Consider the following 14,250-nt stretch of genomic DNA (forward strand, 5'->3'; position numbering starts at 1 on the left):
GCCTGCATGAAAACCGCCTTTCGCGATGTGAAGGAAGAAATCCGGCGCCGGATAGTGCAAGGCGTTTGGGGGCCGGATGATCTGTTGCCCAATGAGGTGGATCTTGCCGAAGAGTTTGACTGTGCCCGCGCCACAGTGAACCGGGCGATGCGCGAGTTGGCGGACGAAGGTATGGTGGAGCGCAAGCGCAAAGCTGGCACACGGGTTTTGCCGTCGCCGGTGCGTCAGGCGCGGTTTCACATTCCGATTGTACGCAAAGAGATCGAGGGGCGGGGCGCGCAGTATCGCTATGCGCTGGTAAACCGCGAAATCATCGACACGCCGGATTGGTTGCGGGCACGGTTGGGGTTGGAGTCAGGCGGGAAGGTGCTGCATCTGACCTGCATGCACTACGGCGATAGCAGCCCGTATCAGTTCGAAGACCGGTGGATCAACCTGACAGCTCTGCCGCAGGCAGCAGAGGCGGATTTTGACACGGTTGGGCCAAATGAGTGGCTGATTGCCGAGGTGCCGTATTCCGACGCGGAGATCAGTTTTTCAGCGCTGACCGCGGAAGCGGAGATCGCCAAGCATCTCGGCTGCGCCGACGGCGATCCGCTGTTTCTGGCGGAGCGGTCCACTTGGTTTGAGACCCGCGCGATCACCTATGTGCGTTTGGTGTTTCAGCGCGGGTATCGGATGACGACGCGGTATTGAGCTTACAGCCCGTCGCGCAGTGGTTTGACCGCTTTGCGGTAGGTGGCGGTGATCTTGTCGCGGTGGATGTGGCGGCCGTGTTGAACCATATGTCGACCGGCTGACCAGACGTCTGTGATCATGCGGTTGTCGCCGGTGAACACAAAGCTGTCGAGCAGGGTGTCGCCCTGTACGCCAGCGAGATCGAGATGGTCTGTGTCGAGTGCCAATAGGTCTGCCCAGGCGCCAACTTCCAGCTTGCCGGAACCGCGTCCGGCGGCCTGGGCCCCACCTTTGCAGATCGCGTCAAACAGGCGGTGGCCGGTTGACAAGTCTGCTGTGGCAAGGGCGGCGCGGGTATGATCCCGCAGGCGCTGGCTGGTGTCGAGTTGGCGCAGTTCTTCCGCCATTGAGATCCGGATATTGCTGTCAGACCCAATCGAGATGCGGCCGCCGTTGTTCATCCAGCGTACAGCATCAAAAATGCCATCCCCCAGAGATGCCTCTGTGAGCGGGCAAAGCCCCGCGACGGCGCCGGTTTTGGCCAAGGCTTCGGTTTCGTGCGGCTGCATTTGTGTGAGGTGGATCAGGCACCAGCGTGAGTCCAGCGGTAGGTTTTCCAGGGCCCATTCCACCGGGCGGGCGTGCCAGTTGGCTTGCACTTCTTGGACTTCAGGGATTTGCTCTGCGAGGTGCAGGTGCACCGGGCCATCAGGCAACAGTGTGGCGGCGTTTCGCAGGTCCGCTTGCGACACGGCCCGCAGGGAGTGCGGCGCAACACCAAGCGTGGCATCGGTTGGCAAGGTTGTGAGGGCTGCGCGGGCGTCTTCGACAAGGCGAGCAAATTGCTCTGTATCATTGCCAAAGCGAATTTGCCCCGGGCCTAAGGGCCGTTGGTCACAGCCTCCAAACTGGTAGTGAACCGGCAATAGCGTCAGGCCAATGCCGCTTATCTCTGCGGCGGCGGCAATACGACCGGCCATTTCACCCAGGTGGTCATAAGGCTGGCCGCCGGGTTGGTGGTGCAGGTAGTGGAACTCCACATTGGTGGCAAAGCCTGCCTCCAGCATCTCCATCTGTACAAGAGCTGCAATGGCCTGCACTTGCTCCGGGGTGAGGGCGTCAAGAAAGCGGAACATCAACTGGCGCCAGGTCCAGAAGCTGTCCGTGGCATGTTCGCCACGTCGTTCGGTCAGGCCTGCCATGGCCCGTTGAAAGGCGTGGCTGTGACTGTTGGCGGGGGCAGGTAGCAAGGCGCCAACTGTGTGTCCCTCCGGTTTGTGTCCGGCTTGCACATCCGTGATGCGCCCGTCCCCACCGATCTCCAGCCGGACATCCTTGGCCCACCCCTCTGCGGTCAGTGCTTGTTCTGCCCAAATGATGCTCATGTCGGATCCCCGCTTGACGGATTAATATGTGCAGACATAATGCAAATTAATCTGACTTCGACAAGGGATTCGTCGACATGCTGCTGACAAATGCCACGCTGGCCACCATGGTCGAGGGTGCGCCCTATGGGATAATAGAGAACGGAGCGATTGCGCTTGAGGGTGAAAAGATTGCCTGGGCCGGTCCACAGTCCGATCTGCCTGCGGCCTATTCGGGTGTGACAACGCGGGATTTGGGCGGGCGGCTGGTGACGCCGGCACTGATTGATTGTCACACACATATTGTGGCGGGTGGCAATCGGGCGCGTGAGTTTGAGATGCGGTTGCATGGCGCAAGCTATGAAGAGATCGCGCGGGCAGGGGGCGGGATTGTCTCAACCGTTACAGCCACGCGTGAAGACTCAGAGGACGACTTGCTGGCGGACGCTTTGACCAGGGTTGATGCGTTGATTGCTGAAGGCACAACGCTCATTGAGGTGAAATCTGGCTATGGGTTGGATCTGGAGACAGAGCTGAAGATGTTGCGTGTGGCACGTCGGATCGAAACCGTGCGCCCGATCCGGGTCGTGACAACCTTCCTTGGGGCCCATGCGGTGCCGCCGGAGTTTGCCGGAGAAGACGACGCCTACATCGACACAGTATGCATTCCGGCGCTGCGGGCCGCCCATAAAGAGCGGCTGGTGGATGCGGTGGATGGATTTTGCGAGGGGATCGCATTTCAGCCAGTGCAAATCGCACGGGTGTTTGATGTGGCGCGTGAATTGGGCCTGCCAGTCAAGTTACACGCGGAGCAACTGTCAAATCTGGGCGGTGCAAAACTGGCTGCCAGCTATGGTGCGCTAAGCGCGGACCACATTGAGTATCTTGATGAGGATGGTGTTGCGGCCATGGCAACGGCGGGAACCACAGCGGTGATCCTGCCGGGGGCGTTTTATACGTTGCGGGAAACGCAAGTGCCGCCAATTGAAGCGTTGCGCAAACTTGGCGTGCCAATGGCGCTGGCGACGGATGCAAACCCTGGCTCGTCGCCGCTGACCTCACTTTTGTTGACGATGAACATGGGCTGTACGCTGTTTCGCATGACGCCCGAAGAAGCTTTGGCCGGGGTCACCCGCAACGCTGCGCTGGCGCTTGGCGCTCCGGATTGCGGCACTATCGAAGAGAACAAACGGGCCGATTTGGCTGTGTGGGATGTCAGCCACCCGGCTGAGCTTGCTTACCGCATCGGGTTCAACCCGTTGCATCAACGTATCTTTGGAGGTCGCGCATGAGCGTGTTGGAACTCACCCCTGGCGCAGTGACGCTGGAACAGCTGGCGGATGTTTATTGGAACGAGCGTGCGGTCACGCTTGATCTGGCGTGCCGGCCTGCGGTGGAAGAGGCGGCAAAGCGCATTGATGCGGCAGCGGCTGGGGATGTGGCGGTTTACGGTGTGAACACAGGGTTTGGTAAATTGGCCAGCCTGAAGATTGCGCCGGAGGACACGGCCACGTTGCAGCGCAATCTGATCCTGAGCCATTGCTGTGGCGTGGGCGCGGCGGTGCCACGACGCATGGCGCGGTTGATGATGACCCTTAAGCTGTTGAGCTTTGGGCGTGGAGCCAGCGGAGTGCGTTGGGACTATGTGGAACTGCTGCAAGACATGCTGGCCAAAGGCGTCACACCGGTGATCCCGGCGCAGGGTTCTGTGGGTGCGTCAGGTGATCTGGCACCACTCTCGCACATGACTGCTGTGGTGATTGGTGAAGGCGAAGCGGAGTATGCAGGTGAAATTTTGCCCGGAGCGGAGGCGCTGGCGAAGGCGGGACTAACGCCCATTCAGCTTGGACCTAAAGAAGGGCTGGCCTTCATCAACGGCACGCAGTTTTCAACGGCGTTTGCACTGGCGGGGCTGTTTGAGGCTTGGCAGTCGGCACAAAATGCTCTGGTGATTTCCGCCATGTCGACCGACGCGATCATGGGGTCAACTGCGCCGTTGCAGCCGGAAATCCATCAGTTGCGCGGGCAGCGGGGGCAGATTGAAGCGGCGGCAGCCATGCGGAAAATTCTTGCGGGCAGTGAAATTCGAGAGAGCCACCGGGATGATGACAGCCGTGTGCAGGATCCGTATTGCATCCGGTGCCAGCCACAAGTGACGGGCGCGGCAATGGATGTGATCCGGCAAGCGGCGATAACGCTTGAGGTTGAGGCCAATGCGGCGACCGACAACCCGTTGGTGCTGACTGAAGCGGGATTGATTGTGTCTGGCGGCAATTTCCATGCGGAGCCTGTCGGGTTCGCAGCCGATATGATTGCCTTGGCAGTGTCGGAGATCGGGGCCATTGCCCAGCGGCGCATCGCCCTGATGGTGGACCCAACCCTGAGCCATGACCTGCCGCCGTTTTTGACACCAGAGCCGGGGTTGAATTCTGGCTTGATGATTGCCGAAGTCACAACGGCGGCGTTGATGAGTGAAAACAAACATTTGGCCAATCCCTGTGTGACGGATTCGACGCCGACCTCTGCCAACCAGGAGGACCATGTGTCGATGGCTGCCCATGGCGCGCGGCGTTTGATTCAGATGGTCACCAACTTGAACCGGATATTAGGGGTGGAACTGCTCTGTGCGGCGCAGGGCATTGAGTTCCGCGCACCCTTGACGACGTCTGATCCACTGCAATCCGTGTTGATGCGCTTGCGTCAGGACGTGGCGACACTTGGTGCAGATCGGTATATGGCACCGGACTTGGAAGCTGCAGCGGATTTGGTTTCAGCAGGCGCGCTGACCGAGGCTTGTGGCACAAGTCTGCCGGAGCTGGGCGCATGAACATTGTTGATGTGATCCAAGGCGACAGCCCGATTGTGCTGGGGCAGCCCCATGGCGGCACCTTTGTGCCAGACGATATTTTTGCGCGGCTCAATGCCAATGGGCAGAATCTGGCGGATACAGACTGGCATATCACGCAGCTCTACGATGGACTTCTGGATGGGGCGACGGTGGTGGCATCCAACATCCACCGCTATGTGATTGATGCCAACCGCGATCCAACCGGTGTCTCGCTTTATCCGGGGCAGAACACCACAACGCTGGTGCCGCTCACGGACTTTGACGGCCAAGTGATTTGGCGTGACGGACAAACGCCTACTGGGGAAGAGATCGAAAGCCGTCGTGAAGCGTTTCACGCGCCTTATCATGCGGCCTTGGCGGAAGAGATCGCCCGTGTGAAAGCCCGCCATGGTGTGGCGATCTTGTATGATTGCCACTCGATCCGTTCAGACATTCCTTTCCTCTTTGAAGGGCAGTTGCCAGCATTTTCTATTGGCACCAACGTGGGGGCAACCTGCGACGACAGGATTGAGACCGCCGTGACTGAGGTCGCCTTTGCTGCCGATGGCTTTGATGCTGTGTCCAATGGGCGTTTCAAAGGCGGCTGGACCACGCGTCACTATGGGCAACCCGATCGCAACGAACATGCCATCCAGATGGAATTGGCGCAGCGCACCTACATGCGCGAAGCGGCGCCTTGGACATACTTGCCGGAGCATGCGACGGCACTGCGCGCGCATCTCAAGACCATCCTTCAGACTCTCAATGATCTCGCCTTGTCTGGCGTGCTGACCCGATAAGGAGACCGACATGACCGATCCACGCAAGAACACCCGTGATGTTTTTCCGCCCACAGGCACTGAGCTGAATGCCAAAAGTTGGATGACCGAAGCGCCGTTGCGGATGATGATGAACAACCTGCATCCAGATGTGGCCGAGAACCCGCATGAGCTGGTGGTGTATGGCGGCATTGGCCGTGCGGCGCGCACCTGGAAAGACTTTGATCTGATTGTCGACACGCTCAAGGACCTTGAGGGTGACGAGACCCTTATTGTGCAATCAGGAAAGCCTGTTGCGGTTGTTAGGACACATTCCGATGCGCCGCGTGTGTTGATTGCCAACTCCAACTTGGTGCCGCATTGGGCCAATTGGGATCACTTCAACGAGCTCGATAAAAAAGGCTTGATGATGTATGGCCAGATGACCGCCGGGTCGTGGATTTATATTGGAACGCAAGGCATTGTGCAGGGCACCTATGAGACCTTTGCCGAGGCGGGACGTCAGCACTACGGCGGTGATTTGACAGGCAAATGGGTTCTGACCGGCGGCCTTGGCGGCATGGGCGGTGCGCAGCCTTTGGCGGCGGTGATGGCCGGGGCTTGCTGTCTCGCAGTAGAATGTGACGAAACCCGCGCCGACTTCCGTCTGCGCACGCGCTATGTGGATGAGAAGACCGATAGTCTTGATGACGCGCTTGAGATGATTGCGCGTTGGACCAAGGCGGGCGAGGCAAAATCTGTCGCGCTGATTGGCAACGCGGCTGACATTTTCCCAGAAATCCACAAACGGGGCATTCGGCCGGACATCGTGACCGACCAAACTTCGGCGCATGATCCGGTCAACGGCTATCTGCCACAAGGCTGGACCGTGGCAGAATGGCGTGCAAAAGCGGAAACAGCGCCAAAAGAGGTGGAAAAGGCAGCCCGTGCGAGCATGAAGGTGCAGGTTGAAGCCATGGTGGCCTTCCACGAAGATGGCGTGCCAACCGTGGATTATGGCAACAACATCCGTCAGATGGCCTTGGAAGAAGGTTTGGAAAACGCCTTTGCTTTCCCGGGGTTTGTGCCGGCCTATATTCGTCCGCTGTTCTGCAAAGGTGTAGGCCCGTTCCGTTGGGCCGCTTTGTCCGGTGATCCGGAGGATATCTACAAAACCGACGCGGCCATGAAGAAACTGTTCCCAGAGAATACACACCTGCACAATTGGCTCGATATGGCGCGTGATCGCATTGAGTTTCAGGGCTTGCCAGCGCGGATTTGCTGGATTGGCCTGGGGGATCGCCATCGCGCTGGGCTGATGTTCAATGAGATGGTGGCATCGGGGGAACTAAAGGCGCCGGTGGTGATTGGACGCGATCATCTGGACAGTGGATCCGTAGCCTCGCCAAACCGTGAAACCGAAGCGATGAAAGATGGTTCTGATGCGGTGTCGGATTGGCCATTGCTCAATGCTCTGATCAACACGGCCTCTGGCGCCACCTGGGTCAGTTTGCATCACGGAGGCGGGGTTGGCATGGGATTCAGCCAGCACTCCGGCGTGGTGATTTGTGCCGACGGGACCGCTGAGGCCGCGAAACGACTGGAGCGGGTTTTGTGGAATGACCCTGCGTCAGGCGTTTGGCGCCATGCGGATGCCGGCTATGAGAGCGCGGCGGATTGCGCACGCGCGCATGGGTTGCGGTTGCCGGGCATTTTGGGAGCGTAACCAACGCGAAATTGGCAATTTTGGATTTGAGTGGGGGGGCTTTGTGGATTGTGGATCGTGAAGCTGCCTCCGCCAGTTTGGGAGCCGTAAATCAAATTCCCTATCGTGAATTCAAGCATCTGGTGTAGGCTGGACCTATTACACTTGTGAAGGATGCGCCGTATGACCCCAGAACAGATCGCTTTGGTGCAAGGCAGTTTTCGGCAGGTGATGCCGGTGGCTGCGCAGATTGCAGATCTGTTTTATGGCCGCTTGTTTGAATTGGCTCCGGCGGTGCGGCCACTGTTTCCTGACGATTTGACGGAACAGAAGAAAAAGCTGATGCAGATGTTGGGTTTGGCGGTCACGGGGCTCAACACTCCAGAGACGTTGTTGCCCGCGGTGGTGGGCTTGGGGGAGCGGCACAGCGGGTACGACGTTGCCCCGGAGCATTACGCGGTAGTTGGCGAAGCGTTGATTTGGGCACTGGGGCGGGGGCTCGGTGAGGCGTTCACAGAGGAGGAGGCCATGGCTTGGGCGTCTGCTTACGGCACGCTTGCCGATGTGATGATTGGCGCAAGTTCCAGCGCAACTCACACATAAAAAAGCCCCCGCCACGGTTGCGGCGGGGGAAGTTTCCTCACGGGTTAGGATAATCCTAGAAGAAGCCCAACTTGTTTGGGTTGTAGCTCATCAGGATGTTCTTGGTCTGCTGGTAGTGGTCCAGCATCATTTTGTGGTTCTCGCGGCCAATACCGGACTGCTTGTAGCCGCCAAACGCTGCGTGGGCCGGGTAGGCGTGGTAGTTGTTCACCCAGACGCGGCCAGCTTCGATGGCGCGGCCAAAGCGGTAGCAGGTGTTGGCATCGCGGGACCAAACGCCGGCACCGAGGCCGTACATAGTGTCATTGGCAATCTCGAGCGCTTCTTCTTCGGTTTTGAAGGTGGTCACGGAGACAACCGGGCCAAAGATTTCTTCCTGGAAGACGCGCATTTTGTTGTGGCCCTTCAGGATGGTTGGCTGAATGTAGTTGCCGCCTGCCAGCTCGCCGTTGAATTTGGCCGCTGCGCCACCGGTCAGCACTTCTGCGCCTTCTTCCACACCGATGGTCAGGTAGGAGAGAATTTTCTCTTGCTGTTCCACGGAAGCCTGTGCACCAACCATGGTCTCAGGGTTACGAGGGTCACCCTGTTTGATGGCCTGAACGCGGGCGATGGCACGTTTGATGAACTCTTCGTAGATGTCTTCCTGGATCAGCGCACGCGATGGGCAGGTGCAAACTTCGCCTTGGTTGAAGGCAAAGAGCACAAAACCTTCGACTGCTTTGTCGAGGAAGGCGTCGTCTTTTGCCATGACATCAGAGAAGAAGATGTTTGGCGATTTGCCGCCCAGTTCCAGCGTGACCGGGATCAGGTTGTCGGTGGCCGCTTCCATGATTTTTTTGCCAGTGGCAGTGGAACCTGTGAAGGCGATCTTGGCGATGCGCTTGGAGCTTGCGAGCGGGGCACCCACTTCGGCGCCGTAGCCGTTCACGATGTTCAGAACACCGGCTGGCAGGAACTCGGACATGATTTCCGCAAGGATCATGATTGCGGCTGGAGTTTGCTCCGCTGGTTTCAGCACGATGCAGTTGCCGGCGGCCAATGCAGGTGCCAGTTTCCACGCGGCCATCAGGATGGAGAAGTTCCACGGGATGATCTGGCCCACAACACCGAGAGGCTCGTGGAAGTGATAGGCCACGGTGTCCGCGTCGATTTCAGACATGTTACCTTCCTGACCGCGCAGCACGCCTGCGAAGTAGCGGAAGTGGTCGGCAGACAGCGGAATGTCAGCGGCCATGGTTTCGCGGATTGGTTTGCCGTTGTCCCAGGTTTCAGCCTGTGCGAGGCGCTCCAGGTTGGCATCGATGGCGTCGGCGACTTTCAGCAGCAGGTTGGAGCGTTCTGCCGCAGAGGTTTTGCCCCAGGCGTCTTTGGCGGCGTGGGCCGCGTCGAGTGCTTTTTCGATGTCAGCGGCGTCGGAACGGGCAACTTCACAGACTTTTTCACCGGTGATGGGCGTGACGTTGTCAAAGTAGCGGCCGTTGACCGGTGCTACAAATTCGCCACCGATGAAGTTGTCGTAGCGAGCTGCAAATGGCGAGACGTAGGTGCCTGCCTCTGTGTGGGTCATGTCGTTCATAATTTCCTCCTCATATGCCGATCTCCTCCGATCGGATTGCGGGGAGGATGGCGTGTACGGAGGCGCGCGTCAGGGTGGGTGCAAACGGTTGTGCACAGGAGGTGTCTCAGAGGTGAGACACATGTGGTCACGTTTCGTTGAGGCCGAGGCGTTTCATGCGGCGATAGAGCGTGGCGCGGCCAATGCCAAGCTGGCGCGCCGCCTGGCTGATGTTGCCGTCTGCGCGGGCAATTGCGCGCACCACGGCGGCGCGTTCAGCTTTTTCAAAACCGGTCGGGCCGTCTTCGCGGCCCAAGATGTCAGCTGCCGGGCGCGGGGACAGTTGGGCGCTGGTTTCCATGCCAAAGACGCGGCGGGCCTCGCGGGTGGCGCCCACCACCAGATCATCGCTGTCGATGGCCAGTAGGGTGGCGGCTTCGGCGTCTTCGCTTTCAGCCACCACAATGCGCGCCGTGGGGAAAGTGGCGCGGAAGTGGGCTTCCTCAATGGCGCGGGCCGTTTGGGCAACCTGCGCGGCGATCAGGCGATTGAAGGCCTCGGTTTGATCCGCGCGGGCAGAAGACACATCCAACGCGGCGACAATGGAGCCGTCGCTTCCATAGATTGGGGCGTCGATGCAGCTCATGCCGGTGTTGCAGGCAAAGAAGTGTTCGTCGCGGTGGATGATTAGGCGACGGCCTTCGGTCAGGCAGGTGCCAATGCCATTGGTGCCTTCCTGCGCTTCGCTCCAATCCGCGCCGTTGCACAGGCCCCAGTGATCAAAGGTAGGGGCGTCCGCGTCGCTGAGACGTTGATCCAAGATCACGCCTTTGGCGTCGGACAAAAACACGCCACAGCCGGATTGGCCGACAAGGGCATAGAGCGCGTCCAGACGCGGGGCGGCGACGGTCATAAACGTGTCCAGCGACGCTCGACGGTGTTTGAGGCAATCTTGGGTGACGCGGGCGACGTCGCGCTTTGAGGCAGGGTCCAACCCGTGTTTATGGGCGGAGCGGTGCCAGCTTGCGGCGAGGCGGGAATGTGCGGCGGCTGAGGGAGAAAAAGCAGCGTCCAGAACGCGATCAACATGGGAAATGGGGCGCATGAGCGTCGCTCCGAATAGGTACTAATCTGAGGGCTGGCTTTAATTGGCTGCGGGACTTGTTGGGAAGTTAGTGGAACGCGGACAAAAGGCAACTGCGACCAAAGGCGCGGGCCCACTATAAGAGAAGGGCGACATCCTGATGGGATGCCGCCCTTGGGGAGGTGTTCTTTGGGATAGGTCCGGCGGGCCGGATCTTAGGTTTGTGTGGTTGGATCCAAGGCGGCTGGCAGGTTTTGGTAGCACACCGGGCGCAGGAAGCGCCGGATGGATAGGGTGCCGACGGAGGTGGCGCCAAAGTTGGTGGAGGCCGGATAAGGGCCGCCGTGCACCATGGTGTCGCTGACTTCAACGCCGGTTGGGAAGCCGTTGGCCAGGATGCGGCCGGCTTTGCGTTCCAGAATGGGCAGCAGGCCTTGCGCGGCATCGGTGTCGGCGTCATCCATGTGCAAGGTGCAGGTGAGCTGCCCCTGAAGCTGCTTGGCAACGGCCCGCATCTCGTCGAGGTCTTCCGCAACCAGGATCACGCCCAGCGGGCCGAAGACTTCTTCGCCCAGCACGTCGTTGGCGAGCCAGTTCTGTGCGGTGGTTTGGTAGAGATAAGGCGTGGCGCCGCGCAAATCGCAGCTGGTTTTCAGCAGTTCCTGCACGCCGGTGGTTTCGGCCACAAGCGTTTGGCCTTTGCGGTAGGCCGCGGCGATGCCGTCGGTGAGCATAGTTTGCTCTGGCTGATCAGTGAGTGCGGCGGTGGCTTCTTGTGCGAACGCTTCTGCGTCTGTGCCAGCCAGAACGACGGCGATGCCGGGGTTTGTGCAGAATTGGCCCGCACCCATGGTGAGGGAGCCTGCCCAGCCAGTGGCCAGATCTGCGTGATGGTTGGCCAGCGCGTTTTCAAAGATGAACATTGGGTTCACGGAGCCGAGTTCGCCAAAGAATGGGATCGGTTCAGCGCGGGCGGCGCAGAGGTCAAACAGGGCACGGCCACCGGCGAGGGAGCCGGTGAAACCCACCGCTTTGATCAGCGGGTGTTGCACCAATGCGGACCCGACAGCGCGGTTGCCGCCCTGGATCAGGCTAAAGACGCCCGGATGCATGCCGCAGGATTTGATTGCGGCGTGGATGGCTTCGGCGATGATTTCACCGGTGCCGGGATGCGCGGAGTGGCCTTTCACCACAACGGGGCAGCCAGCGGCCAATGCGGCGGCGGTGTCGCCACCTGCGGTGGAGAATGCCAACGGGAAGTTGGAGGCACCAAACACCGCGACTGGTCCAATTGGACGCTGCATCATTTTGAGCTCAGGGCGGGGCAGGGGGGCGCGGTCCGGCAAAGCATGGTCATGGCGCAGGTCGAGGTAGTCGCCTTTGAGAATGTGCTCAGCAAACAGGCGCAGTTGGCCGGTGGTGCGGCCACGTTCGCCTTGCAGGCGGGCTTCGGGCAGGCCGGTCTCTTGCGTGCCAATCTGGGTGATCGCCTCGGCCCGCGCTTCGATTTCATCGGCGATGGTGTTCAAGAAGACGGCGCGGTCCGCGCGGGTGGAGTAGCCAAAGCTCCAGAACGCGTCTTCGGCCGCCTGCACAGCAGCGTCGACGTTGTCGACGGTGCCAACAGAGAAGTCATGTGCCGGGCCGTGGGCAGGCTCGGAAGGGAATTTGGTGTCGCCAGACACCCAGGTGCCAGCAATGAGGTGGTTGCCGTGAGGAACAAAAGTCATGTGGGACTCGCTGCTTAAAAGATCAGTTGTGGATATTGTATCCAATTTATGCGCGCGTGCAAGTCCATTCCACCCAATAGCGGCTGAGTCTTAGGTTTCGATGGCGCGTTTGGCTTCGATCAGTTCGAGCAACTCGACTTTGGTGCGTTCGATGTGAGCGGCCAGCAGTTCACAAGCGGCGTCGACATTTCGATCTCGTGCCAGCTTGAGCAGATTACGGTGCTCTTCTTTGGCCGGTTCACGTTGTTCCATAACGCTGAGGTGAAGGCGCACATAGCGGTCGGATTGAATGTTGATGCGGTCGAGAATGTCTTTGGTGAGACTACGCCCCGCAGACGCGTAAAGTGCGCCGTGGTATTCGTGGTTCAGCGTACCCCAGCGCGCAACGTCGTCTTCGTCATACGACGTTTCCATTTGCTGTAAGATGTTCTCACACTTGTCAAAATCGGCAAGCGACATCTGTGGAATCGCGCGGCGGAAGAGGTCGGTCTCGATCAGGATTCGCAGGTCAAAGATCTCGCCAATCTCGGCTATGGAGTGTTTGGTGACCGAGCCGCCGCGATTGTTGGCCCATTGGATCAGGCCTTCGGCATTCAGGCGTTTGAGGGCCTCGCGGATCGGCATGCGGGAGACATCGTATTCTTCGGCGAGGGCTTCCTGACGGATCGGTTCACCTTCAGACATGTCGCCACTGAGGATGCGTTCGCGTAGATCGTTGGCGATCATCTCTGGCAAACTCTGTTTGGTTACCGCGCGCTTTCCAGCCATCCCGTTTCTCTCATTCTAAGGTGTGTTTTGGATACAACTACCGTCTGAGCGCTGATTTTCCAACAGGATTTGCGGTCGGTCCGTGGTTTTACGGCTTGAGATCGAAGTTGAGTCTATTGTATCCAATATCCATGTGGTGAGTTTGGGAGATCTTGGAATGACGGAAATGGTTCAATTGCCGCTGGATGAGGTGCGGGCGCTTTCGGTGCAAACTCTGTCAGACGTGGGCTACGGCCCGCGCCATGCCGCAGCGATTGCCGAGATGCTGTATCAGTGTCAGCGTGATGATTGTCAGTCCCATGGTCTGTTTCGCCTACTTATGTGTCATCAGACCATGAAGGCCGGAAAGATCGACGGACATGCCTTGCCGCGAATTGTTCCAACGGACAGCGCCATTGTGCGGGTGGATGCGCGGGATGCGATGTCCATTCTGGCGGTGAACGAGGCAATGCCGCTGTTGATCGAAAAGGCCCGCAAGTTTGGTATGGCGGCCATGGCGGTGAACAACTGTTTTCATTTTTCCGCCCTTTGGCCGGAAGTGGAGCGGTTATCCGAAGCGGGGCTGGCTGGTCTGTCGATGGTGCCGAGCCACTCCTGGGTTGCCCCTGCGGGAGGCAAACGTGGAACATTGGGGACCAATCCATTGGCGTTTTCCTGGCCGCGCAAGAACAAAGACCCGTTCACATTTGATTTTGCCACCAGTGGTTTTGCGCGGGGAGAGATCGAGCTGTACTTGCGCGCCGGTAAGCCGTTGCCAGAAGGTGTGGCGGTGGATGCAGATGGCAATCCGACCACCGATCCGCAGGTGGCGTTGGACGGCGCGATGCTGACCTTTGGCGGCTACAAAGGGTCTGCGTTGTCGATCATGATTGAATTGATGGCTGGGCCACTGATTGATGATTTGACCAGTTCGGAAAGCATGGCCTTTGCCGAGGGGCAGGGTGGCGCGCCCTATCATGGCCAGATCATTCTGGCGTTTGACCCGTATCGTCTGAGTGGTGGGCGCGTGGCGGACAATGATGCGCGGGCGGAGCGGCTGTTTGCGGATATTCTGGAGCAGGGTGCAAGGTTGCCATCCCAACGGCGGTTTGAGGCACGGGCGCGCAATTGTGAGCGCGGATATGTTGAGGTGCCAAAGGCGCTTCTGGAGGATCTGAAGAGGTTGGGCGGCTAAG

12 protein-coding genes are annotated in these 14,250 nt (G+C 59.3%); 7 read left to right on the forward strand and 5 right to left on the reverse strand.

Going from position 1 to position 14,250, the window contains the following annotated elements; genetic code table 11:
• Positions 1 to 6: 6 nt before the first annotated feature.
• Positions 7 to 696, forward strand: coding sequence for a GntR family transcriptional regulator (locus Q0955_RS01595; RefSeq protein WP_299419061.1), 690 nt, complete (start codon positions 7 to 9; stop codon positions 694 to 696).
• Between the two features lie 2 nt (positions 697 to 698).
• Here the strand turns inward: Q0955_RS01595 and Q0955_RS01600 are convergent, their stop codons facing one another.
• Positions 699 to 2,063, reverse strand: a complete 1,365-nt coding sequence (locus Q0955_RS01600; protein WP_299419063.1) for a formimidoylglutamate deiminase — start codon at positions 2,061 to 2,063, stop codon at positions 699 to 701.
• Between the two features lie 77 nt (positions 2,064 to 2,140).
• On the opposite strand from Q0955_RS01600, the gene hutI reads away from it, so the two are divergent.
• The 5 genes from hutI to Q0955_RS01625 all read left to right on the forward strand — a co-directional run bounded on the left by hutI (position 2,141) and on the right by Q0955_RS01625 (position 7,935).
• Complete coding sequence (gene hutI / locus Q0955_RS01605) at positions 2,141 to 3,334, forward strand: imidazolonepropionase (RefSeq protein WP_299419065.1); 1,194 nt, start codon at positions 2,141 to 2,143, stop codon at positions 3,332 to 3,334.
• Positions 3,331 to 4,869 (forward strand): histidine ammonia-lyase, encoded by a 1,539-nt coding sequence (gene hutH / locus Q0955_RS01610; RefSeq protein WP_299419067.1) that lies wholly within the window; start codon positions 3,331 to 3,333, stop codon positions 4,867 to 4,869. Before hutI ends, hutH begins: the two co-directional genes overlap by 4 nt.
• Positions 4,866 to 5,669, forward strand: a complete 804-nt coding sequence (gene hutG / locus Q0955_RS01615) for an N-formylglutamate deformylase (RefSeq protein WP_299419069.1) — start codon at positions 4,866 to 4,868, stop codon at positions 5,667 to 5,669. Before hutH ends, hutG begins: the two co-directional genes overlap by 4 nt.
• A 10-nt stretch (positions 5,670 to 5,679) precedes the next feature.
• A complete protein-coding gene (hutU, locus tag Q0955_RS01620) occupies positions 5,680 to 7,353 on the forward strand; it encodes a urocanate hydratase (RefSeq protein WP_299419071.1) in 1,674 nt (557 codons plus the stop codon).
• Positions 7,354 to 7,515: 162 nt separating this feature from the next.
• A complete protein-coding gene (locus tag Q0955_RS01625) occupies positions 7,516 to 7,935 on the forward strand; it encodes a globin family protein (protein ID WP_299419073.1) in 420 nt (139 codons plus the stop codon).
• A 55-nt stretch (positions 7,936 to 7,990) separates the two neighbouring features.
• Here the strand turns inward: Q0955_RS01625 and adh are convergent, their stop codons facing one another.
• The 4 genes from adh to Q0955_RS01645 form a co-directional block, all read right to left on the reverse strand.
• The gene (adh, locus tag Q0955_RS01630; protein ID WP_299419075.1) at positions 7,991 to 9,514 is read right to left on the reverse strand and encodes an aldehyde dehydrogenase; all 1,524 of its coding nucleotides are present in this window, start codon (positions 9,512 to 9,514) and stop codon (positions 7,991 to 7,993) included.
• A 127-nt stretch (positions 9,515 to 9,641) separates the two neighbouring features.
• On the reverse strand, positions 9,642 to 10,598 hold the full coding sequence (locus Q0955_RS01635) for a GAF domain-containing protein (RefSeq protein WP_299419077.1): 957 nt from the start codon (positions 10,596 to 10,598) through the stop codon (positions 9,642 to 9,644).
• Between the two features lie 194 nt (positions 10,599 to 10,792).
• On the reverse strand, positions 10,793 to 12,307 hold the full coding sequence (locus Q0955_RS01640) for an aldehyde dehydrogenase (NADP(+)) (RefSeq protein ID WP_299419079.1): 1,515 nt from the start codon (positions 12,305 to 12,307) through the stop codon (positions 10,793 to 10,795).
• A gap of 90 nt (positions 12,308 to 12,397) precedes the next feature.
• Positions 12,398 to 13,075, reverse strand: a complete 678-nt coding sequence (locus Q0955_RS01645; protein ID WP_299419081.1) for a GntR family transcriptional regulator — start codon at positions 13,073 to 13,075, stop codon at positions 12,398 to 12,400.
• Between the two features lie 157 nt (positions 13,076 to 13,232).
• Between Q0955_RS01645 and Q0955_RS01650 the strand changes: the two genes are divergently transcribed.
• Complete coding sequence (locus Q0955_RS01650) at positions 13,233 to 14,249, forward strand: Ldh family oxidoreductase (protein ID WP_299419083.1); 1,017 nt, start codon at positions 13,233 to 13,235, stop codon at positions 14,247 to 14,249.
• Position 14,250: the final 1 nt, after the last annotated feature.

The organism is uncultured Shimia sp. (genome assembly GCF_947493595.1).
In the GTDB taxonomy this organism is placed as follows: Bacteria; Pseudomonadota; Alphaproteobacteria; order Rhodobacterales; family Rhodobacteraceae; genus Shimia.